The sequence below is a fragment of the Colwellia sp. MB3u-55 genome, from assembly GCF_014076785.1.
Classification (GTDB): Bacteria; Pseudomonadota; Gammaproteobacteria; order Enterobacterales; family Alteromonadaceae; genus Colwellia_A.
In genome coordinates, this window is record NZ_JACGUS010000115.1 from 201,646 (window position 1) to 225,564 (window position 23,919).

18 protein-coding genes and 1 pseudogene are annotated in these 23,919 nt (G+C 38.0%); 14 read left to right on the forward strand and 5 right to left on the reverse strand.

The window, feature by feature from the left end; genetic code table 11:
- Positions 1-88: 88 nt before the first annotated feature.
- Positions 89-658, reverse strand: coding sequence for a CoA pyrophosphatase (locus H4J66_RS11655; RefSeq protein ID WP_182174666.1), 570 nt, complete (start codon positions 656-658; stop codon positions 89-91).
- Positions 659-697: 39 nt separating this feature from the next.
- Positions 698-2,119: an aminodeoxychorismate synthase component I gene (pabB, locus tag H4J66_RS11660; protein WP_182174669.1), complete on the reverse strand. Its 1,422-nt coding sequence runs from the start codon at positions 2,117-2,119 to the stop codon at positions 698-700.
- Positions 2,120-2,287: 168 nt separating this feature from the next.
- On the opposite strand from pabB, the gene H4J66_RS11665 reads away from it, so the two are divergent.
- The 4 genes from H4J66_RS11665 to H4J66_RS11680 all read left to right on the forward strand — a co-directional run bounded on the left by H4J66_RS11665 (position 2,288) and on the right by H4J66_RS11680 (position 6,989).
- Complete coding sequence (locus tag H4J66_RS11665) at positions 2,288-3,811, forward strand: fumarate hydratase (RefSeq protein WP_182174672.1); 1,524 nt, start codon at positions 2,288-2,290, stop codon at positions 3,809-3,811.
- Positions 3,812-3,942: 131 nt separating this feature from the next.
- Positions 3,943-4,161 (forward strand): TIGR02922 family protein, encoded by a 219-nt coding sequence (locus H4J66_RS11670; protein WP_182174675.1) that lies wholly within the window; start codon positions 3,943-3,945, stop codon positions 4,159-4,161.
- 225 nt (positions 4,162-4,386) lie between these two features.
- Positions 4,387-5,739 (forward strand): DNA recombination protein RmuC, encoded by a 1,353-nt coding sequence (locus H4J66_RS11675; protein ID WP_182174678.1) that lies wholly within the window; start codon positions 4,387-4,389, stop codon positions 5,737-5,739.
- A gap of 50 nt (positions 5,740-5,789) precedes the next feature.
- Positions 5,790-6,989 carry a GGDEF domain-containing protein gene (locus tag H4J66_RS11680; RefSeq protein ID WP_182174681.1) on the forward strand — a complete coding sequence of 400 codons (1,200 nt, stop codon included), beginning with the start codon at positions 5,790-5,792 and terminating at the stop codon, positions 6,987-6,989.
- A gap of 248 nt (positions 6,990-7,237) precedes the next feature.
- On the opposite strand, the gene H4J66_RS11685 is transcribed toward H4J66_RS11680, so the two are convergent.
- Complete coding sequence (locus H4J66_RS11685; RefSeq protein WP_182174684.1) at positions 7,238-8,575, reverse strand: sodium-dependent transporter; 1,338 nt, start codon at positions 8,573-8,575, stop codon at positions 7,238-7,240.
- Positions 8,576-8,912: 337 nt separating this feature from the next.
- Between H4J66_RS11685 and H4J66_RS11690 the strand changes: the two are divergent.
- The 9 genes and pseudogenes from H4J66_RS11690 to H4J66_RS11730 all read left to right on the forward strand — a co-directional run.
- Positions 8,913-9,533 (forward strand): annotated as a pseudogene (locus H4J66_RS11690) (ion transporter); the annotation flags it as partial.
- Positions 9,534-9,570: 37 nt separating this feature from the next.
- Complete coding sequence (locus H4J66_RS11695) at positions 9,571-10,731, forward strand: site-specific integrase (protein WP_182174690.1); 1,161 nt, start codon at positions 9,571-9,573, stop codon at positions 10,729-10,731.
- Positions 10,731-12,911 carry a hypothetical protein gene (locus H4J66_RS11700; protein ID WP_182174694.1) on the forward strand — a complete coding sequence of 727 codons (2,181 nt, stop codon included), beginning with the start codon at positions 10,731-10,733 and terminating at the stop codon, positions 12,909-12,911. Before H4J66_RS11695 ends, H4J66_RS11700 begins: the two co-directional genes overlap by 1 nt.
- A gap of 11 nt (positions 12,912-12,922) precedes the next feature.
- Positions 12,923-14,890 carry a site-specific integrase gene (locus H4J66_RS11705; protein WP_182174697.1) on the forward strand — a complete coding sequence of 656 codons (1,968 nt, stop codon included), beginning with the start codon at positions 12,923-12,925 and terminating at the stop codon, positions 14,888-14,890.
- A 1-nt stretch (position 14,891) separates the two neighbouring features.
- A complete protein-coding gene (locus tag H4J66_RS11710; RefSeq protein WP_182174700.1) occupies positions 14,892-15,476 on the forward strand; it encodes a hypothetical protein in 585 nt (194 codons plus the stop codon).
- Between the two features lie 53 nt (positions 15,477-15,529).
- Positions 15,530-15,967, forward strand: a complete 438-nt coding sequence (locus H4J66_RS11715; protein WP_182174703.1) for a VPA1267 family protein — start codon at positions 15,530-15,532, stop codon at positions 15,965-15,967.
- A complete protein-coding gene (locus H4J66_RS11720) occupies positions 15,964-18,147 on the forward strand; it encodes an AAA family ATPase (protein WP_220463287.1) in 2,184 nt (727 codons plus the stop codon). The genes H4J66_RS11715 and H4J66_RS11720 overlap by 4 nt, the downstream gene beginning before the upstream one ends.
- Before the next feature lie 19 nt (positions 18,148-18,166).
- Positions 18,167-18,394: a hypothetical protein gene (locus H4J66_RS11725; protein ID WP_182174706.1), complete on the forward strand. Its 228-nt coding sequence runs from the start codon at positions 18,167-18,169 to the stop codon at positions 18,392-18,394.
- Between the two features lie 125 nt (positions 18,395-18,519).
- Positions 18,520-21,318: an SEC-C metal-binding domain-containing protein gene (locus H4J66_RS11730; RefSeq protein ID WP_182174710.1), complete on the forward strand. Its 2,799-nt coding sequence runs from the start codon at positions 18,520-18,522 to the stop codon at positions 21,316-21,318.
- A gap of 144 nt (positions 21,319-21,462) precedes the next feature.
- Here the strand turns inward: H4J66_RS11730 and H4J66_RS11735 are convergent, their stop codons facing one another.
- The gene (locus H4J66_RS11735; RefSeq protein ID WP_182174713.1) at positions 21,463-22,944 is read right to left on the reverse strand and encodes a DEAD/DEAH box helicase; all 1,482 of its coding nucleotides are present in this window, start codon (positions 22,942-22,944) and stop codon (positions 21,463-21,465) included.
- Positions 22,945-23,466, reverse strand: a complete 522-nt coding sequence (locus tag H4J66_RS11740; protein ID WP_182174716.1) for a hypothetical protein — start codon at positions 23,464-23,466, stop codon at positions 22,945-22,947.
- Between the two features lie 122 nt (positions 23,467-23,588).
- Here H4J66_RS11740 and H4J66_RS11745 point away from each other — a divergent pair, with 122 nt between their 5' ends.
- Positions 23,589-23,834 (forward strand): helix-turn-helix domain-containing protein, encoded by a 246-nt coding sequence (locus H4J66_RS11745; protein ID WP_182174719.1) that lies wholly within the window; start codon positions 23,589-23,591, stop codon positions 23,832-23,834.
- Positions 23,835-23,919 lie beyond the last annotated feature (85 nt).

A 23,919-nucleotide genomic window follows, 5' to 3' on the forward strand; every position in this document is an offset into this window, starting at 1 on the left:
TTATCTTCGGTAATTGTAACTGAAAGCTATCACCATGAAAAACAATAATAGTTTAATTATAGTTGATATTAACTAAAAACCTAAAGGTTCACGATAATTGAATGGCCAAATCTTTCAGCATTACCGCGGTTGCGCCCCATATATTATGGTGTTCGAAAGGCATAAAGTGAATTGGAAAGGGTTTGCGATGACGCTCAATGGTTACCATGTAGTGATTATTAAAATCGAGAAAATGCTGTAATGGTACCTGAAATATTTCAGCAACTTCATTTTTATCGATCACGTAATTTTGGTTTTTATCAATAAAAGCAATGATGGGGATAACCACATAACCACTGATTGTTTCATAAGGAAGTAATTGGCCAACAATATTAATGTTGTTACTATTTAAACCTATCTCTTCTTCGGCTTCTCTTATGGCGGTGTTAATAAAGCTTGTATCAAAGTCCTCCATTTTTCCACCGGGAAAACTGATTTGCCCAGGATGATGCTTTAAATGACTAGCACGTTTTGTTAACACAACAGAGAGTTGTTTATTCTCTTCTATTAGTGCGATTAACACCGCAGCAGGTTTTAGTGCGCCAAGGTGCTGGTATTGATGAAGGGAAACATCAAGTGCTGAAAATTGAAAGTTTTGTAAAAAATCATGCTTGTTCATTATAAATCCATCAATGGCGAAAGCCAAAACTACAATAAGTTAAAGCGCTGATAACACAGGTAATATTTTATTTACTTTATCGAAGGTTTCTTGATATTCAGCGTCAACCTTTGAATCTGCCACCACGCCACCACCGGCCCAGCAATAAATGATGCTCGCTTTGGTCGCATTATTTTTTTCGCACAGCAAGGTACGTATAGTAATACTCGTGTCCATATTGCCACAAGCAGAAATATAACCAATAGAACCACAATAAATACTTCGTTGATGAGGCTCTAATTCATCAATTATTTCCATGGCCCTTATTTTTGGAGCGCCAGTAATTGAACCGCCAGGAAATGAAGCCGCTAATAAATCAGTCGCTTGATAAGGTTGTGCTAATTCACCTTCAACGGTGCTGACTAAGTGATGAACCGCAGGAAAACTTTCAATATTAAACAACTTAGGAACTTTTACCGAGCCAGCAATACAGACTTTACTGATATCATTTCTCAGCAAATCAACAATCATTAAGTTTTCGGCACGGTCTTTCTCTGAGTGCTGTAAATCAACTGAATTTTGTTGGTCTATGACAGTATTATCACTGCGTGGTTTAGTGCCTTTTATTGGCTTACTCTGTACTTTACGCCCTGTTTTTTGTAAAAATCGTTCAGGAGAAATACTGAGAATACTGGCTTTTTCAAAACGTAAAAAAGCAGAAAAAGGTGCTTTGTTTTTATCACGTAACGCGCAATAAGCTTCGAATTCATCACCTTGATATTGAGCACTAAAGCGTTGCGCTAAATTAATTTGGTAGCAATCTCCTGACAATAAGTAGTCTTGTATGCATTTAAATTTTTCATCATAAAGCGCTTTACTGATATTCGACTGCCAATCGGTCATTAATGAAAACTTTTCTTTTACTTGTGTGGTTTTCTTTATCAAAGCTAACTGCTGATTTATTGCAGTTGTTAGGCTTTCACGTTGTGGTTGTGGGCAAACCAACCAAAACTGTTGAGCTTGGTGATCAAAAATTAATGCCTGAAAATAAAGCCCTATCGACATTTCGGCTAAATCTATATCTTGCGTTGTTTGATGGGGCAAGTTCTCAAAACGTCGGCCTAAATCGTAAGAAAAGTAACCGACACTGCCGCCATTAAAAGGTAAATGGCTGCTGGCAACAGTTATGTTGTTGAAGCATTGCTGTTGAATTTCTTTTAACAGCGTTAATGGATTTTGATGACTGATTTGTTTTTTGTCATCTTTTAACCACTGTACTTCAGTTTGATCGCCGCGAGTGGTTAGCGTAATTTCGGGTTGCCAAACCAAAATGTCAAAGTTGCTATCAACGTGGGCAGGTGACTGTTGTTCACCACAAGAGTCAAGCCACATCGCCCAAGGCTGATGACTAAAAGCTGAAAATAAAGCTTTTACATCGATAGATTTTTCTACAGTAAAATGCTGGGCAGAAATAGTAAACATGACAGGTTTTACTCGATAATATTGTGGAAGCTCGTTAACAAGAAGGGTATGATATCTGCATATTTATAACTTTCAACCATTTTAAGCTTCCCTAGTTTATCTATAATTTCAGGTAAGTAGGAAATGCCGTTGAACTACATCTGCCGATCTGCATAAAAAGAGACCCTCATGACTATCATTAAACAGCAAGATTTAATTGAAAGTATTGCCGATGCATTACAGTACATTTCTTATTATCACCCTTTAGATTTTATTCAAGCGCTTGAAAAAGCCTATCATAAAGAAGAAAGCAGCGCAGCTAAAGACGCTATTGCTCAGATCTTAATTAATTCTAGAATGTCAGCCCATGGCCAGCGTCCTATTTGTCAAGATACCGGCATAGTGACTTGCTTTGTAAAAGTGGGTATGGATGTTCAGTGGGACAAAACTGACTTAACGGTTCAGCAAATGGTTGATGAAGGTACTCGCAGAGCTTACTTAAACCCAGACAACCCATTGCGCGCTTCTATTGTAAAAGACCCCGCTGGCGCGCGTCTTAATACTAAAGATAATACACCATCGGTTGTTCATATCGATATGGTTGCCGGTGGTGGCGTCGATATTATGATTGCAGCGAAAGGCGGTGGTAGTGAAAATAAATCAAAAATGGTGATGTTAAATCCTAGTGATTCAATTGCTGACTGGGTAGTAAAAACACTGCCCTCAATGGGCGCAGGTTGGTGTCCTCCGGGAATGTTAGGCATAGGTATCGGTGGAACAGCAGAAAAAGCAGGGGTACTTGCTAAAGAAAGTTTAATGGAACCGGTAGATATTCAAGATCTTATTGACCGTGGTGCTGAAACAGCCGAAGAAAAACTGCGTCTAGAAATTTTTGAACGTGTTAATAAATTAGGTATTGGCGCACAAGGTCTCGGTGGTTTAACGACAGTTGTAGACATTAAAATTATGTCAGCACCTACCCACGCGGCATCAAAACCTGTGGTGATGATACCCAATTGTGCGGCAACGCGTCATGTCCATTTTCACTTAGATGGTTCTGGTCCAGCTAACTTAACACCACCAAAATTAGAAGACTGGCCAGAAATAACCTGGGAAGTCGGTGAAAACGTGCGTCGTGTTAATGTTGATACCTTGAAAAAATCCGATATCAGTAGCTGGAAAACCGGTGAAACTGTATTACTGAGCGGGACTATCTTAACCGGACGTGATGCTGCTCATAAACGTATTCAAGATATGCTAGCCAAGGGTGAAAAGTTACCGGTAGACTTTACTGACAAGTTTATTTACTACGTAGGTCCTGTCGATGCTATTGGCGATGAAGCTGTGGGTCCAGCTGGCCCAACGACAGCAACACGCATGGATAAATTTACAGAAATGATGCTCTCTGAAACAGGCCTACTTGGCACTATCGGCAAAGCTGAACGTGGTGCCGAGACCGTTGAAACCATCAAAAATCATAAATCAGTCTATCTAATGGCCGTTGGTGGTGCTGCATACTTAGTATCGAAAGCCATTAAAAAAGCAAGAGTTGTTGCTTTTGAAGATATGGGGATGGAAGCTATTTACGAATTCGAAGTTGAAGATATGCCGGTAACGGTAGCTGTTGATAGCCAAGGAGAATCGGTTCACGTCACGGGCCCTGCTATTTGGAAAGCTAAGATTGAAGTGCAGGATGCCAAATCAAAAAATTAATTGATGCTTGTGTAAGCTACTAATTTTAAAACAAGCGCCTTAGGGCGCTTTTTTTATTGATGATAGTAAGTTGATTATTTTCGTCTATACTAATAGAACATTATTAAAATTAAGTATTAAAAACATTAACTATGACTAACACTAACCTTCGCACTGTTACTATTATTTATTATAATGAGGATTCACTTGAGTTAATGCACTTTATTGGACAATTTGCAGAAAATGCCAGTGGACGTGTCATTATTCCGGAAAAATTTAAAGAAGATAAATCGATTGTTGCTGTGTGTGATGGAGAAATAACCATTCTTAATAAAGTTGGCGATCGCATTCATCTTATCAATGATTATTAAATATGGACTTGTTGATGAACAAGCTTAGAATAAACTTAACCTGAGTATATTTCTATGGTTTAATACTGATAATATTTACAGTGTTGCTGATGTGATTTTATGCCTATCGATGAATTCCTTGTTTTTTTAGAAAAAATTCCTACCGAAATTTTTATGCTGTTCAACATTATTTTATTGGTATTGTGCTTTTTAATAAGTTTTATAGTTTTTTTTAAAATAAAAAAAATGTCACTACAGTTGTTTCTGCAAGATGAAAAGTCACAGCTATTGTTTGAAAAATTAACCGTTGATAGTGAAGTCTCAAATAAATACCAACAGCAACAACAACAGCAAACTAGCTTTAATCATCAACAATTGGCAAACCAACAAGTTGAGTTAAAGACTTATTTCGAACAACAAATCTCTGATTTTAAAATTAAGTTGTTGTACCAACATGCTGAGCAAGGTGAGAAGCAATCATCGAGTTTACATGCAAGTAGTGAAAAGTTACACCGCGCATTACACGAGCACCAAGTCGTTTTTAATCAGAATCAGCTAAAATCGGTTGATCAACTTGTTGAACACTTAAATCGAGTGACGCACATTAGCCGTGAAGAGTTAACTAAGTCATTGCAAGCATCGAGTGAGCAAATGGCCAAACGTATTGATGGATTAACTGTCTCTACCGATAACCGCTTAAAAGAAATCAGCGGGCAAGTAGAAAAACGTTTAGCAGAAGGGTTTGAGAAAACAACAAAAACCTTTAATGATATTTTGCAACGTCTTGCCTTGATTGATGACGCGCAAAAGAAGATCACGGAACTTTCCTCAAACGTAGTCAGCTTACAAGAAGTATTAAGTGATAAGCGTTCACGGGGGGCTTTTGGCGAAGTTCAGCTTAACAGTTTAATTCGCAACGTCATCCCCGAGCAAAACTTTTCTTTACAGCACACTTTATCAAATGGAAAAATTGCTGATTGTATTTTATTCTTACCTGAGCCAACCGGTAATGTCGTTATCGACTCTAAGTTCCCTTTAGAAAACTATAAGAAAATGCTGGATAACCAGCTAGGGGAGCATGACCGAAAATCGGCAGAGCGTCAGTTTAAACTCGACATAAAAAAGCATATTAATGATATTAGTTCTAAATACTTGATTGAAAAAGAAACCGCCGACGGGGCTATTATGTTTATTCCTGCAGAAGCTATCTTTGCTGAAATTCATGCACACCAAGGTGATTTAGTTGATTACGCCAATAAAAAGCGAGTATGGCTGGCATCGCCTACCACGCTAATGGCTATATTAACAACGTCACGCTCAGTACTAAAAGATGAAGCTACTCGTAAGCAAATACATGTTATTCAAGCGCATCTCTCACACTTATCGCAAGACTTTAGTCGTTTTAAATCTCGTTTTGCCAATTTAGCAAAGCACATAGACCAAGCAGCGAGTGACGTAAAACAAATTCATACCTCGGCAGATAAAATATCGTCACGCTTTGATAAAATTGAACAGGTTGAGTTGAAAAATGATAGTGATGAAAAGCCCACTGGTGCAGACAGTAAAATAGATAATGAGCAAGCTCTGCCTGTTGTTTAACCTGATTGCTTCTCTACCCTTTAGTGATAACTTAATCTAAGGAGTTAATCTTGTTGCAAAGAATTAAAGGACTAAAAACACTATTTATTAGTTTAGGCACGGTTACCTTAGTTTATTTTTTGATGATGGAAAACCAAGCTTTTTGGCTAAAGCAAATAGTGATTGTCGAACAATTATTAGTGGTGTTCTTGGCTGTTGTGATCGTCTTTGCCAGTTATTTTAATCGTAGCCGGTTAGCTTACTTATCATTATTGTGGCTTTTATATTACGCCAGTATCACTTTTTCACCGCCTTGGTCAACGTGGTTACTACAGCAGGGTGATTGGCTAACGTTATTTGGCTGTGGTGTTTTACTTTTATTTTCTTTGATAAAAGACCGTGGCGTTATCTCGATTCATGGTCTTTATCGATTAATCGCTATTTCTTTAGTGGCTATCACTAGCTATGTCTGGTTAACGATGAGTGAGCCAATTATCATTTTTGTACAAACATTTTCCCATATTGCAGGCTTTAGTAACGTTATTCGTTTAGAGTTGCCACTAGCTTTATGTAGTATGGTTATTGTTTGGCGGGCAGTGATTAAAGCAGATTTAGTGACTTCAGCGGTTGCTATTTCCTTACTGTTTTGGCTATGTTATCAATATCAATTAATTGAGCTACCGCTAAGTTTAACCTTGGCATTACTCAGTTTGTATTTCGTGTTAGTCATTGCTGTCGACGCTTATTTTCTTGCCTATCGAGATGACTTAACGGGCTTGCCATCGCGTCGCGCGTTCAATCAGTTAGCCTTATCACTTGGACGAAAATACACCCTTGCTATGCTAGATATTGATCATTTTAAAAAGTTTAATGATACCTATGGCCATGACATTGGCGACCAAGTATTAAAACTAGTGTCAAAAAAAATTGGCAACGTTAAAGGGGGAGGGAAAGCATTTCGCTATGGCGGAGAAGAGTTTACCATCGTATTTACCGGTAAAACTCTTGAGCAAGCCTTTACTGAGTTAGAAGTGGTCCGCCAAGCTATTGAAACCTATAAAATTGTCATTCGTCAGCCACAGAGAAAAACAAAACAACAACGAAATGCTAAAAAGGTAAGCAAAAATAGTGAGTTTAAAACTGTCAATGTTACTATTTCAATTGGTGTTGCAGTGCGGGAAAGTAAACAAAGCTTTGAACAAGCGTTAAAATGCGCGGATCAAGCATTATACAAAGCTAAGAATAAAGGGCGAAATAACGTTAGTGTCTAAAGCAGGCTAAATATGATGACTGTCTGCAAGTATAATACTGGGCCAGCAGAAATTATCGTTCACAATTAAGGTGAACCATGCCGAAGCAAAGCATCGTTACTGAGCAAGCCTTGCATTGTTTAGTGAAGTTAACGTGACCCGTGATATTATTAATTGCCACCGAGCACAAGGTACCGGCTCCCCTGAACTTGCTTCAGGGGCTGATGTTAAAAGGCTGTATTAATGCGGGGTAAGCCAGTGATTAATGCTTAATTTAATATCGCAACGTTAACAAAAACCACACTTAACAAGAGTGGGCATACAAAACGAAGGTAGTTTCCCCAAATGGGTAGCCACTTCCTACCTTCTTGTAGCGCTTTATCACGTAATTTATTACCTCTATTCCATAACCAACCAACAACGATAAAGTAGAATAAACAACTTAATGGCTGCAATATGGTTGTTAATGCTCGAATGACTAAACCAAATAATTCGTCAAAAAAAGCAATTAACAATATGCTGGCACAAAGAACCACGAAGGAGACTAGCCACGTCGCTTTTGAACGAGTAAAGTCTTTGTCTTCCATTAAATAAGAGACAGGTACTTCAGTTGAAGAAATAGTTGAAGTTAATGCAGCAATGGATAACAACAAGAAGAAACAGCTTGAAACAATCAAGCCGACATTGCCCATTGAATTGAACAGCTCAGGTAATATCTTAAAGATTAACTGGCCTTCTCCAATCAACTCATTATTACTGAAAACTTCAACTCCGGCTTCTTGAGCAACAAAAAGTGCCGGTATGATTAACAGGCCGGCCATAAAAGCGATAAAAGTATCAAGTGCGGTAATAGAAATGGCTAATTTACCAATGTCTTTACCTTTTTGCATGTACGAGCCGTACACCATCATACCGCCTACGCCAATAGATAATGAAAAGAAGGCTTGCCCCATTGCTGATATGATGAGTTTAGGGTTAGTAACCTGTGAAAAGTCAGGAATTAAATATAACGCTAAGCCTTTTTCTGCACCGGGTTGGCGTAAAATATAAATGATTAAACCAATTAGCATCACTAACAACAATGGCATTAAACGCCCTGACCATTTTTCAATACCGGCATTAACGCCCTGATGTATAATGGCGGCGCCTAGTAAGATAAAAAGCGGCGTAAATAATAAATTACGTTCGGTGCTTGATGTGGCTAACCACTGTGAAATATTGGTTAGGCCTAACAGCTCAGCGAATGCCGATAGTGCATGCGCTAACATCCAGCCAGCGACGATAGTGTAAAAGCTTAACATCATTATAGCGCCACATAGGCCTATTATGCCGGCATATTTACCTACAGTAGGCGAAGTGTCTTTACAAGCCTCTTTTAATGCAGCCACTGGATTTTTTTGCGCCTGGTTACCAATATATATTTCTGCATACAAAGCGGGAAGGGCGAGTAAAAGTGTTACAAGTAAATAAACGAATAAAAAAGCACCACCGCCATTATTAGCGGCTTGGGTTGGAAATCCCCAAATATTGCCTAAACCAATGGCTGATCCTGCAGCGGCCAAGACAAACCCGATACGGGAATGAAAAGAATCTCTAGTGTGTGTCATATAGTATTGAATGCAAATTATTTTTATTTGGTGATGAGCTTACCGAGTTCAGATCATATAGCAACGGTTTTTTAAAAATTTGTTTCTGATAAAATATAAACACTGTAAACCTAGTAACTAATGGCCGATAAACTTGCTTTCAAAAATATTACCCCTATATAAGTTGAAGTTAAATTAATGTCATTATAAATACGTATGAAAGGTGTGGGTGTTGTTAAATTTTCAAGATAAGCTTGGACATTATCCCCTAAAGCTAGATTTATTTTAATAAGAACGTTGTAATAACTCGTTTGTTGGCGTTAACAGGGTTGAATGTTATTTTGAGAGAACTTTATTTATGAATTCCTATGTGATGCGTGTCCAAGAACGGCTAAAAAAAATTGACGCTAGCCCGTTTTTTCAATGGTCAATTATTGCCGTTATTATTATGTCAGCATTACTTATTGGCGCAAAAACCCATAACTTACCCCCGCAAGCATTAAGAATATTGGTTTTTTTAGACAGTGTTATCACGGTGTTTTTTGTCATCGAATTATCAATACGCTTCATGGCATTTCCAGATAAAAAGAATTTCTTCAAAAGTGGTTGGAATATCTTTGATACATTAATTGTTATCGGTAGTTTAATACCAACAGGTGGCTCAGGTGTCTTATTAGCAAGACTGTTGAGAGTGTTTCGGGTTTTACGTCTAGTTTCTATGGTACCTGAATTACGCTTGCTGATAAATTCGCTGCTCAAAGCTATTCCTCGTATGGGCTATATCGCCTTACTCATGTTTGTTATTTTTTATATTTATGCTGCGGTTGGCAGTATGTTTTTTAATAATATTAATAAAGAACTCTGGGGCGATGTTTCAATATCGATGTTGACTCTTTTTCGTATTGCCACTTTTGAAGATTGGACCGATTATCTAGGTTTGTCTTTTTTTGTTGTTTTGTTGACGAAATCTTTTTTTATGATTAGACTGTCAACAAATAGTACCTTTGGATAATTAAATGGCAAACTCTCAAGTAATTAAAAATTACAAATACGCTTCTAGAGTATTGAATTTTTATTGTGTCGTTGATGAATTAAGAGTACCTATTTTTTCGCCTAGCATGTATTTGTTTCACCTCGCCAGAGCTGGTAATGCTGAAAAAACCATCCGCGGCTATTCATTCGACCTTGCTAAATTCTTTAGCGTTCTTGAACATACTGAAAAGGTCCATGGAATTTTCGGAAAGGATTTTCGTGAATTGACCGATGAACAAATGTCCCGCTATTTACATGGCTATCTTAAGAAAAAATTAGAATTAGCTGATTCGACTATTGAAAGACACATCGCTTCTATTTCTAGTTTTTATAAGTATGCGTATAAGTATGGGCTAATGTCTACGGTTCCACATTTTACTTATTCCTATGGTGATGAAGAAACAAAGACAAGTATTATGCAGGGGCTGACTATCAAACTGCATGAAACCTATATGAATGAAAGTACGTTTAAAGATGTCGTACTTGCCAATTTGACCACTAAAGATCCATTTTTACGTGAGCGTAACAAACTAGCATTAATGCTCGGGTATCATGCTGGGTTTAGAACAGAAGAGCTAGTTTTTGAAGAAAACTTATGTGTTAAAAAATTGCGTAAACTGTTGCCTAAAGAAGATAAACGCGTACCACGAGCAATAAATTTAGATATAACAGGTAAAGGCGGAAAGACGCGTAATGTTCAACTCACAGTTGAAGGTACAACCGCTATATACGATTTTCTGTGGGGTCGTGCTAAACACATAAAAACAAATTTGATGTCCACTAAAAAAGGAAGACCTTTGAGTTATGAAAGCTTTGGTACTGAGCTGTTTCGTGAATGTATTAATACATATCTTGAAAAAACTACGCTTGAAGAAGATGAAGTCAAAACTTGGGTCGGAAGGCACTATCACACTTTGCGAAAATGTTTCGCCACCAATGCAGTGATGTTTTGCCAAAAAACGGGGCTGGATTCTAGGATTTTCGTTACCCAATGGATGGGGCATGAAGATCCACAGACTACTGACATTTACATCTTTTATGATGCTGTTTTAAATAAACGATTGAATGTTATGAAAGACTTAAATCTTCAAGAAACCGTTTTTGCTCAGCTATATCATAAAAAATATAGAAAGGGAGAAAAGTAATGGATGACAGCATGGATTTAAATAACTTTGATGTACCTGCTACTATTCTACCCGCTCAATACTCAAAAATAGAAGTAATGGTTGATATCGGTCAACAGAAGTTAAAGCGTATTAGTGTGCAAGAGGATACAGAACTAACTGTGCATTTTGTAGTTATTGATTATTTACACTCAGTAAAATTTAAAAAGATGGCGGTGAGTACTAGGTACCGTGTGGTCAATTACATTGAGCTTTTTCTTAAGTTTACCTTTGTTAAAAGTTATCTTAAAGACTCGGATGTACCAATGAAAGTATTTGAAGAGTTCACTCTCTATATTAAAGAAAATACTAAACAAACAGGGGGGACTGTAGGTTCAACAGTAAGCATTATTAAAGTTGTTTTTGAGTGGTACTTGGATGAATTTGTTAAGACAGACATTAATAATAATTACAGCGATCTATTAATTACCTATTTAGCGTATTTTCCGAAATTTCAGAAGGGTAAACCAGATGCCTACCAGCCACTATCGAACCTATTTCCCGATTGCCCATACAGCGATACTGTCATTGTAAAATCGTTAAGACTCGTTTGTTGCTGGTTGTTACTTGATTATGATAGACAGCGTAATATTTTGTTGAGTGATTCAAAGGTTAGTGCTTTGGTAAGTCTGCTTAAAAAGCAAGATATTTTGAATCCCCCTGTTTCTCATGCACACTTTTCAAGGGGCAAGTTACGTCCTGATTTAACTGATGAAAGCAAACGTTTCTATACTCCAGTTTTAAAAGCAGTATTAAACTCAAATGATCCTGTGTTGATGGAAAGAGTGATTAAATCAACAAGTCATCCATTTGGCCCTGTAGTATCGATTGAAGATATGCAATCTTTTTTTAGAAATTCAACTAAATTGGATAATATGGTATCAGTTGATTATTGCCATAGCGGAAACACTTTTTCTCTCTCCAATCTTTGGTCACTATCTGTTCGCGACTTGTTTTCAGCATCTTTAGTTGAAGTATTTACAGCACAGTGTTTTTTAGCCTCCGATAGAGTTCAGTCTAGCAACTTGGAACGACTAAAATTGCTTGATGTAATTAGTAATGACACTGGAACTCAGGCTCAACATGTAAAGGGACGTCGCCCTGGAAAACACAAGAAAGGTTTAACCATTGTATATCCCCCAAAACAGTTGATACATGATGCCTTAGAAAAGTATTTTCATATTGTTCGAGAGTGCCAGACTTTACTACCAAAAAAAATTAAAGGATTAGCTCTGCCATATATATCTAGTAAGCATATGAGAAATGGTTACTTAGGAGTAGCGAAAGACCCCGTGTCTTTGTGTTTTAGTTTGTTAATTACTGAGGGGAGTCATACACAAAAAGCCCTTTTAAAAGACGTAACTATAGAAGATGCACAACCTTTCCTTTGGATAGTTAAACAGGTTTTTGACAACAATCAGTTGGTAAATGAGCAAGTAGGAAAACATGAAAGACTTCGTCATAAAAATAAAAAGCTCGGTAAGCCTAAAGTAAGTCGGGGAGATGTTGTTAAACATAAAAGGATAGGCCTCAATCCAACGTTTATTGGGCAATCTCGAGTTGCTATGGATGGTGGTAATAATATACAAGAGAAAGGTTCAGAAACCAGTTCACACTTTAATGATAGTCAAGTTGAATCTCAGTTGACAGGGCATACACCCCAGACCAAACACAATACCTATCATGACAGATCAAACGCTAAAGAGGTTATAGAATCAAGGCGTAAGTTTGCTGTGCAAATGGGTGACCTCATGGTAAAGGATGCAACAAAAATGGGAGAGCTGATGAAGAATACTCAAGTGGTTAACCTCAATGAAGCTAAAAAGATTTTAGGTTGTGCTAGTACATCAGAAGATTTCCAAAGTTTAATCAATGAACTCGACGAAGATATTGGCTTAACCAGCGAAATTATATGCAAAAATAAGGTTATTTTTATTGCAAATGACTTAACAGCTGCGCTGATCATTTTAAAGATGTCACATATAGAGGAACAATTACCTCGTATGCTCATGGATGATCCTAATTCACAATTTAACGCAAAAAAAGCTATTGGGGAAAAAGTATATTTACAGGCAGTTCTTGACCGTTTTCCTGAGGATGTCCAAGTAGCAGGCAAGCTTATGTCGGTAGACCTGACTTTCTCTTTTAGTGATTTAATTTAAGGGCGATGATTATGAACCTAAATCAGAATGCAAATATACCAGAAGTAATTGATGACATTTCTGTAATTAACAGATTAAGTGAAAATGTATTTACAGTAAGAGACAGTATTGATGGTGTAGATTTTGAAGTTGACCTTTATCACTCGGCTTTAACGCCAACTTTTCAGTTTTGGGTTAAAGAATATTTTGTACAAATGTGCGGGGGCTGGAATCACACTGAACTACAAACGCTTAGCTCTAGAAAAAACACTGCAAAAAACTGGAAAGCTGCTTTGTTACGTATTGGTGTTTGGGCAAGCACTAAATATCCTAGTTTACCTTTATCACAATGGACTGAGCTTCATGTGAAGGCATTGTTATTAGATATCTTAGATAACAATATAAACTGGACTGAAGATAATGAGAAAGCTCCACTTAGCAGGGGAGTTATTGATCCTACATTTTTGATATTAAAGCGAAGTAGAAATCTTAAGTTGAGAGGTCTTCTTTCTGACGGGATTGCTTTTGACTTTCCTAAAAATTTTATTAAAACCTCTCTAAAAACTAAATTGAAATCATATGGGTTTTCTTATGATGAGTGGTATAAATGTCAAGGCTGGAGCTCCATCCCACTCACCATCGCTATGGCTTTTTTGCATGATGCCATCGCTATTTTACAAGATAAAAAAACTGTCTTCCTCAAAGATTATTTTAAATATCAAAGAAGTGCCGATAGTTATTCTGTACATCAAATTGGTCAGGGGTATTTTGATCTTTATTTAAATGGGGAATGGTCTGAAGTAAGACTGCATACAAAGAGGCAACTTGATGGGCTTAAAGATATTAAAGAAAAGCATTATGGGAATAAAATAATCGGATTGCCATTTTCAAATTTCAAACAATTGAATGAACATTGTAATGATGTTTATGATGCTTGCATCGTTATTTTTCTATGCTTAACTGGCATAAGACTTAGTGAGCTTGGGAGTATTTGTGGGGATGATTATGATATCGAAAACGATGGCACCTGGATGTTCAAATCGGAGTTAATTAAAACTAATTACGGTATCACTGAAGTTCGTGAAATGCATGGATTAGTTGCTGAGGCTGCTAGTACTCTAGTTGCATTAAGTTATATCGATAAACGAAATCGAAAAGATAAAGAAAGACTTCCGTTGTTCGGTAAATATTTTAGTAAAAAGGATTATAAGAACAATGATGATTTCAGGCGTGAAAACCGAAGAGCGAGTGACAATACACTAAGATATCGTTTGAACTCTATATATAGTAAATTTTTGCAATGTCATCCAGAGTTTAACGAACACTGCCCGTCAATACACCCACATCGTTTTCGTCATACATGGGCTGAGTTTGCCTTAAGGCGTTTTGAAGGTAATGTCTTTGAAGCCATACGTCGTCATTTTCGCCACAGCTACGGTAGTTACTTCACCACGCATTATGTTTTTGGCAAACTCAAAGACGAAGTGCGCGATGAAATTGAAAAACAATACTTGAAAGAAATATTGACTAAGTTGGCTACTGAAAATGTTCAAGCTGTGATGGATGATGATTTTAAGCGTGATCTCCATGGTAAGGTGGCTCACTACATCAGTAAATCGATGGGAACTATAGTTTTAACTGAGACTGAAATTGATGATTTTGTTGATGATATGGCAGAGGAGTTTGAAAGTATAACGGCTCACGAGTACGGTTATTGCTTAGTTCGTAAAGAAATGAAGCACCTAGCTAAATGCATAGACAAAAAAACTCAAACCCCAATGCTAGATACAGGTGTCTTTGAAGTATGCAGCGATTGTATTAACTTTCTAACCTCTGAAAATGCAAATAAAGAATCAATTACACGGATTGCTGTATCACATCAACACATGATCGCAAGATTTACTAACCTGATGGGCGATAATGTTAAAAGTATCGCCATTGATACTTCAAGGCAAACACTTAAGCGTGCGGAAGCTATGCTTGACGAGATGGATACATAGTATGGAAAGGTTTTCATTAGATAATTTCACCAGCAAAAAGAGCTCTACAATACCTTCATGGGCACAATCAAGAGAGCAAATACAAATGCTCTATCTAACGATTGTTAAGAGAGTTAAAGAGATTGAAAAGATTATTGAACAATCTGAACCAAAAGTAGTTGAGAAACTAAAAATCAAAGAACGAAAAATAGTCCCTGCACAAATTGCTGATAGCTTGAGTATTGGGCGCTCAAACATCAGAGAAGATCGGGAACCTGATTTATTTGGATTCATTAACAAAGAAAATGACCGGTTGGCTAGGGTTTGGAAAAGTCGTTGCAGCCAAATTGGTGTTGGTCAAAGGCTTTCCAAAGAAGAACTTGAAGTTCTTGTTATAGATCGAGATAAAGAGTTAGAGGTTTTGAAGCAAAAGAATTTGCATGAATACTTTGATCGGGCAGTAGAGTCAGAGGTGCTTGACTCACAAAGAGACTTGCAAGAAAAGTATCGTGAATTACATGTTTTGTATAAACAAGAACAAGAGAGAAGTGCTAATTTAGAGCTGAAGTTGAAAAGTTTAATTCGTGAAATTAACAGCCGTAAATAGCTTCATCTGGCAATTTATCGAGACTTATCTCATTAAAAAAAGAGGAGTAGATAATGGGAAGCGCAGAGCAAGCAAAGCAGGATACTTTTGATAAATTTATGAGTTGGTCATCAACTCAAGATGATGCCTGCTTTAGTCAAATAGTCTACCGGGGGCAACTTAATCGCAAGGAAATTTCTCTTGGCGCGGGTATCGGTAAATCTGCCCTGACACAAAATGACCTGATAGTCCCAGCATTAGCTGCCCTCGAGGATGGTCTTAGAGAACGAGGAGTCTTACCTGAAAAAACAGAAGAACGTATTGAAAAAGAGACACAACCTAATGAGTTTGACCAATCAGCTACTGGGAACGCATTGAACAAAAAACGGTTGTCGAAGCTTGAGCAAGAAAACATTGAACTTCAAGCTAAAGTACGTGAGCTCGAACGTAAACTAGAAAAATATTCTGAGCTAGGTGATGTTATTGGTGAATTAGGAATGATGCCTAGATGATTGATTCAAGAATTAGAGAGTCAAGGTTCAGGGTTACCAGTGTAACTCGCAATACATCCAATTATGTCATCTTTATGGGAGCACCATTAGATAAAAGCAATAAGATTTTTAGTGCGAAAACCTTAATCTCAATCATGTCAAAGAAAACCAACCTTTCTGTTGAACCTGCTATAGGGCAGCACTGGACGGTTAAGGATAAGTATAAAGTTTCTGATTTCGATAATAATGGTTATACATACAAACAACTCACCTATGAAGATCCCATATTCGCGGTGTGCACGCTTCCTGAAACAGGTGAGCAATTTATAAAGTTTATTTCATACGAAAAAGCATTCAAAGGTATTGGGACTGTTAAAGCTAGAGAGCTTTGGGAATACTATGATAAAGAAATCTACGCAATGCTTAGCCGCAATTATGCGGAAGATAAAATATCGTTAAGCAAAATGCTTAGCGATATTTCCGTAGAAGCTTTGTACGAAGGATTTAAAAAGTATTCTAACCTTAAATACGCTAATTGGATGTCTAAAAAGCAGATCCCTTCAAATGTCCAACAATCATTACTGAAATTTCATGGCGATCAATCTATCAAAGAGATAAGGCAAGATCCTTTTCGGTTGATGTCATTTGGTATGTCGTTTAAAGCTGTTAGCGAATTAGCTAAATCTCATTTTAATGTTGTTAACGATGATGACGATAGAAGATTGTCAGCGGCAATAGAGGAAGCTTTACGTGCTTCTTTAGGCAATGGTAATACATTCTCAAGCCAAAATGAATTAAAGCCAATAGTAAGGCGATTACTTGGTTGTATGGAACTTACCAAAAAAGCTTTTCAAGTCGGATTTAGTAAAAGTCAGTATATTATTCACCCTGAACATGGAACATATCATCAATCAGCCACATTGATAATGGAGGGTGTTGTTACTAAGCGATTTAAGAAGCTAACAAGCTTTGGTGACAACTTCGATGAATCATTTACTAAAAGTTCAAGGCAAGCGATTGATGAGTTGCCTTATGGGTTGACGGATAAGCAACAGGAAGCTGTTGTGAACGCTTTAGCATTTAAAATAGCGTGTATCACCGGTGGTGCCGGTACAGGTAAAACAACCGTACTTAGAACAGCGCTGAGGGCTATGCACTTCGCGGGTTATACAATACATGCTATAGCGTTATCAGGTCGGGCTGCTATGCGCATGCATGAATCTATTGGTTTCGCTACAAGTACCATTGCAGCATTCTTACGAAAAGAAGAGATTGATGATGGTAAACATGTAGTCGTGATTGACGAAGCATCAATGGTCGATATACCAACAATGTACAGAATTGTCACTCATATCCACCCTAATGTTCGGATCTTATTTGTGGGAGATCCTAACCAACTACCTCCGATTGGGCCAGGTAAGGTGTTAGCAGATGTTGTAAGTAGCGGCACCATCATGAACACAACATTAGATATCGTTAAACGACAAGACGTTAGCACAGGTATAACTGAGTACAGTGCACAGATATGTGTTGGGATCGTCCCTAATAACTTATCTTTTGGCAAAATAACATTTCATGAAACGCCTGAAGAGGAAATATCATCTAAATGCGTTGAGCTATATTCACAGTCACCTGAAAATAGCCGTATTATTGGTGCTACTTATAAAGCGAAGTTTGGGGGTATAGATGAAATTAACAGTCTTGCCCAAGCAGAGAATAACCCTGATGGACAGAGGCTAACAATTAAACACGAAGGCGAGATACAGTTTGTACGCATCAAGCTCGGCGATCCTGTTTTGTTCACCAAAAATAACTATGATATAGGTGTACAAAATGGCTCCCTTGGTGTTATTACATCGATTGACCATGAAGATGATAAATTTGGTGTGGTGACACTTGATACTAGTGATGAAGTTCAACTTGATTTAGATTTGTTTAGCTCAATTAAACTAGGCTATGCAATATCACTACATAAAGCTCAAGGCTCACAGTTTCCACGAATAATAATCAGTCTTAAAAGTGCTAGGATTGTTGATAGAAGTTGGTTGTATACAGCCATAACAAGGGCAGAAACAGAGGTTCATATTGTTGGTAAAGAAAGTGATTTCATTAAAATCACTCAACATGAAAGTAATGCTAATAAACGGAATTCATTTCTAAGTGAATTATTATCAGGGCAGAACTTGAACGATTTTAATTAATAAAAGAGGTATTATTCACATGAATAGCATTATTGAAATAGAGCGATGCTTCACCCAAGTAGAACTTAATTATTTGATGCCGCTATTGAAAAAATGGACCAAAAACGACTATGAAGTAATTAATTGGTTTAATACGCACCAAATTCCATCATGCGCCGACAAAACACCTTCCGAACTTTGTGATTTAGGAGAAAAGGATCGTTTCCTTCAGTATGTTAAGCATATTGAATATGGTGGTTTTTCATAAAGCATTTTAAATAATTCAAATTCAACCGAATAAGCGCTATGTTGTAGATTATAGCTAAAGACTCAATGAGTTAAATATCATTTCTAATGTTCCACTTACAAATTTATAATTATATGAGAAATAATATGCACGGAAGCGATGAAATAAAAATTCCAGAAGTATTGGATGCAGCTCAGTTGGTACGTATCGAGTCAGTTCATGGAGGATTCTTATATCAGCATCTGTACACGGTAGGTTGCTTGTTATTGGCGGAAAAGGCAAACGTCGATGTGGTGATGGTTGAGCTTGATGAGGATATTGAACTTATTACCGAGCAGGAGCGAATTTATGTGCAGGTTAAAACTCGTTCAAAGCCAATCATACCCAGCGAGATTTCAGGCGCCCTAGAGCGTTTTGACGACCTGCGAAAAGAGCATGTTGAAGGGAGGAGAAAAGGTGAGGCATCCTTTTTTTTCGTTGCTAACCAGCCAGCGAGCGTTATGCTTCAAAATACTATCGACAATAATGAACTCCCTCCTGATGTTTTTTTCTTTTGCCCTCAGTCAACTACTAAAATATTCCCGGCACTCCCACCCGCATGGGAGTCGCTGACTGATGCAGCAGCATGGTGTATCGCTCAGGCGGAGAAACTGAATTTTTCATTGTTGTCCCCGGACTCCCTGATATGGAAGTTGGCCGGACTGGTACAACTTGCAGCTACTGGTAGCACCGCTGACAAGCAGCATTCATTTCACATCAATGACCTACCTGGGCTATTTGAGCAACTTATTGTTCAGTTACAAGACTTTCCCACACCTCCAGCTTATTACAGACCACAAAAGCAGGAGCCTTCTCTGACATCTGATGATCGTGTACGTATTCTTTGCGGTTTATCCGGCGCAGGTAAAACCGCGTGGGCAGCTCAAGCAGCGCTGCACAGCACTCAACTATGTGCCTACTATGACACAGGTGATCTTCCTGGACCTGCCTTAGCAAGTACACTGGTTCGTGAATTGGCAGCAAAATTTTCAACATCGGATCGAGATGGTTTACGAAAAATTCTACTACCAGGAGCAAGTGGTTACGAGGCTCTGAAAACGTTCGACACATCCCTAGAACAGCAAGGGATAACTCTGCTGCTGGTTTTAGATAACGCTCATCGTATCCCTGTAGAAAATCTACGGGATGTTCTGAATGCAACCAAAAACATTAGCTTTGTTCTGCTGTGTCAGCCTCATGACAACGTTCGAGAGCTGGAGGCTATTACGGGGCTTCAGCGTCAAACACTTCTGGGTTGGGATATTGATACTGTTGCCGAAGCTGTAGATAAGCTAGGTGGCTTTGCCACTGCTCAGGGTTATGAGCAGCTGCGGAGTTATACCGGTGGACTGCCACTATATGTTCAGAGCGCAGCGAAGATTGCGGTCACAGAATACGCAGGGAATGTCGACGCACTATGCGCAGAACTTCAGCAACAGGAAAATAGCGCAGAAACGGCGCAGGAAGTCATCCTATCTCGTGTTTATCAGGGGTTCGACAAGTTAGTTCAAGACTCGCTGGCATTATTCAGCTTGGCTGATGTGGGATTGAGTCGTGATGAAGTTTCAAAGCTTCTTGTCGATTCACTAAAATTAACCACAAAAGGTGCTGCCGCAATCATTAAAAAGATGCGGTCCACCGGAGTCGTCGAGGTTTTCGGGAATCAGACGCTGAAGGTACATGATGCAATCAGAGCACTGGGACTGCAACATTTAGAGTTTATGGATCCAGTGTCAGAAAATAATGGACTGATAGCGTTGAAAGATATGCTGATAGTGAGCCTTCACCAAAATCGCGATACATCTAGATTTGCGCTGCTGACCCAAATTTTTATCAAGCTTAATGATATTATGGCGCTCATCGATCTTTCAGGGGAAGAGCTGTTTTATGAAATGGGTATCAACGTAGACATACTAGCAAGTCTAGAACGTGCATTGACTGCAGATAAGTTGGAACCTGTTCATAAATTTTGGGCCTTGGATGGGATAGTATTCTCTGAAATAAGGGAGGGCCAAACTGAAAAACTCGTCCAGCGATTTGAAGCCATGGAGGTTCTTCTTGCTGAGCATGAATTTGGTTATAGAGAACAAACCGCGTATGCAATGAAGCGGATATTATTCTCAGCAGGAAATGGTGACGCACACGAGGTTGAACGACTTGTAGAACAAGTCAGTACTAAGTTCCCCAATGCCGATCATGAAAGAATTTTTGACTATAACCATGCCATAGCCCTTTGGAGATTAAAGAAATACAAAAAAGTAGATTTACTGTGTTTGAAAGTCATTGAAGGATATTACGACCTGCTCGGTATCCGTTCTCAAGATGTTATGGGTAAAAATTCTGATGTCTTATGGACAATTATCAACCGACCAGAAAATGTTCAGGAATATCTCAAACATATTGCGGATGCCCTAGATTTGTACGCTACAAACCGTGAAGCGTGGGGTAAGCCAACGCCGTTCGCCCGTATTCATTCAATGAAGTTCTATAACATGGCTGGTGCACCAGATTCTATGGTGCGAGTTGGTCAAGATTTAGCTGATCAATTTATCGACATGAAAGACTTTAAGGGTGCAAGAGAAGTCATGGAACAGCACGTTTTACCGGTTGTAAATAAGGCAGGATTGGTGGGGAAATTGGTTCAGGTCAGAAGCCAGTATGCGTTAATCCTAGCGCTTGGCGGGCACCATGAGGACGCCAATGCCGAAATGCGACGCTTGGAACCATATGTTGAGGGGTTATCCGGCGAACAACGTCAGGAAGTAGAACAGCAATCAAATTACATTGCCCAACTCTCTTATAACGCGTCGAAGCGCGCGGTTATTCGGTCGTTTGGCTCTGTAGGAAGAAATGAGCCTTGTCCTTGTAGTTCTGGACTTAAATATAAAAAATGCCATGGAGCCTAACTTATTTGTCAATGTCTCCGTGTGCTTGTTTCATAGCGAACAATTGACCTTAAAATAAGTTATAGCGAATATGTATGCGAAAAATCAGCTTTCAACACTATTGACGTCTACAGCTCTATTTTTAACAGGCTTTCTATAGAGTAATTAACTTAGTTCTGAACTGAAATTGTTTAACTTAGAAAGGGATTGGGCAGATATCTCAAAAGAGTCAAAACCATCAATGCATAATGACTCTTGCTTAAATCGACCAAAGATTTTCATGATTTTTTCATAAGTATTCGTCAAATGGTTTGGGCAAATATCACTGTATTGATCATTCGTGGCAAGAAAAAAATTAGTGTTATGATCTAAAGTTATTTCTTGCTTTAAACCTAAATTTTGAACTTCCGTATCAGCAGTAGATGATATTTCATCCTCAATTATCTCCATTTCAAAATCACTATCCATCGTAGTAAACTGAACCACATTAACTTCATCAGGGATATCTTGAGCAACACGATAGGAGTATTTAACCAGCTTGGGATCTGCTGGAATAAACATGATAGCTTCTTGGTTAAAAGCACCAGTCATTCGCAGAATCCTGCCTAATATTTGCCTGAAATGTAATTCGGTTTTTATGTTCGTTAACTGGCAACATACTTGCAATCGAGGAATGTTAGTTCCCTCAGAGATCATGCCAACGCTGATGATCCATTTATCAGATCCGTCACGGAATTTTTTGATTATTTCATCTGCATCTATTTCATTACTTGTTACCACTACAGCCGTATCACCAAGAACTTGTTGCACTATCAAATGTATTTGCCATGCATGGGCGATTGAAGATGCAACAATCAACCCACCAGCGCCTTTATTAATGAGCCTTAATTCATCTAGTTTCTCTTGAGCATTTATTAACAGTTGCTCAATTACCACGTCGTTAGTAACAATTTCTGAATACGGAATGATAGATTGAGATAAAAGATCGATAAAACTATTAAAGTGTGATGTTTCATCCCCTGTAACCACAGTAATATTATCATTATCTAGTGCAATAATTTGAGGGATTCGGCAAACCTTATCGCGTATGGCTTCTTTTAATCCGTAAATATAGTCGCACTGTATTTGTTGGGTACTTTCACAGTATTGAGACAACGCAATGGGTAGCGCATCTGATCGCCAAGGAGTACCGGTAAGAGCGATAGAGTATTTAGCCTTATCTTTAATTTTATTAATGATTGGCTCTCCCCACGAGTTTGCATCTTGAACGCATGAACCAGCACAGTGATGTATTTCATCAAAGATGACGAATATGCGGTATTTATCGAACAATCTCCATGTAGAGTCATTTAAGGTATTAAGCTTTTGGTAAGTAATGGAATTCCCCATCGCCCCTAAAGAGCCATCAAAAGGTGCATCAAACTGTTTACTTAGCTCATCACTAAAGTCCCTAGCCACAATCGAAGAGGGGGAGAAACATAACACCAAGTCAATTTCGTCTAGTTCTAATAACCTTTTTGCTAGCACCGAAGCCATAGTTGTCTTTCCGGCGCCAGGGGTTGCTAATGCGAGAAAGTGTCTCGTTACATCGTTATATTTCAAAAGCGCCGAATCAATACATTCAGCCTGCCATTTTCTTAATTTCATTTATTGGTCTCTGCTAGATTCGAGTAACTCTTCAACAATTTTAATTCTTCCCATCAGCATGTGGTTTCGTTCTTTTAAATGCCTGTATTTAGGTTTTAATGAAACATGTAATTCAGGGTAGCTTGCTCGTAAACAGACAAACTCCTCAATAGAACCCAACCCCTCTAACAGTTCTGCTTGATATGTTTCTAGTCTAGAGCGCATTGCTAAGGCAAAAGAGTCAACGTCAGATGAGGTTGGTGTGGGAGTCAATTTTACTTCAGTTAAACGATTAAAAAATTGATAATCAAATTGTTTTGTTTTGGTATACCGAGTGATCCCTTTTTTTTCAGAAGTAGCTTTTTTTAACCACCCCCTTTTTACAATTTTATGAAGTTCTTCATAGACAAAACGCCTTGCATTAGCAGGGAGTAAATCTTTATCCCTTTTAATCGCTATGAAAGCTGTTCTTATTTCAATGGCAGAAAAATTGTCCACATTTTTCATAGATAAAATACTGCAAACAGTTGGATCAATCTTCATAAGGCCCTTTAGCTAAATTAATACATCAAATATGACTTATATGTCATATTTGATGTATTATATTACATAGGTGATGTATTCGCAATGTGAGAAGATTTTTCTTTTAATTGCGGAACTTAGCTATGCAACCGGTTCAAGTATTAATTGGAATGAACATAAAGATAGCAAGGGTTAGGAAGTCGTGGAGCCAACTTGATTTAGCATCCAAGCTTAATGTTGAACAAAGCTATATCAGCAGAATTGAGCAAGGTAAGGTGGCAGCTTCGAGTGAGCGAATTTATGAAATTATTCACATCCTTGGGTGTGAACATACTGATATATATCCTGATGCAGCAGAAGTAAAAAGTAATTTAAATGATAACTTTTAAAGTAACCTTCGAAACTCTGATATCTCAAGTAATAAAATTTTATTATTAATTCAACGTAACAGTAACAGGTATTATAACTTTTGGT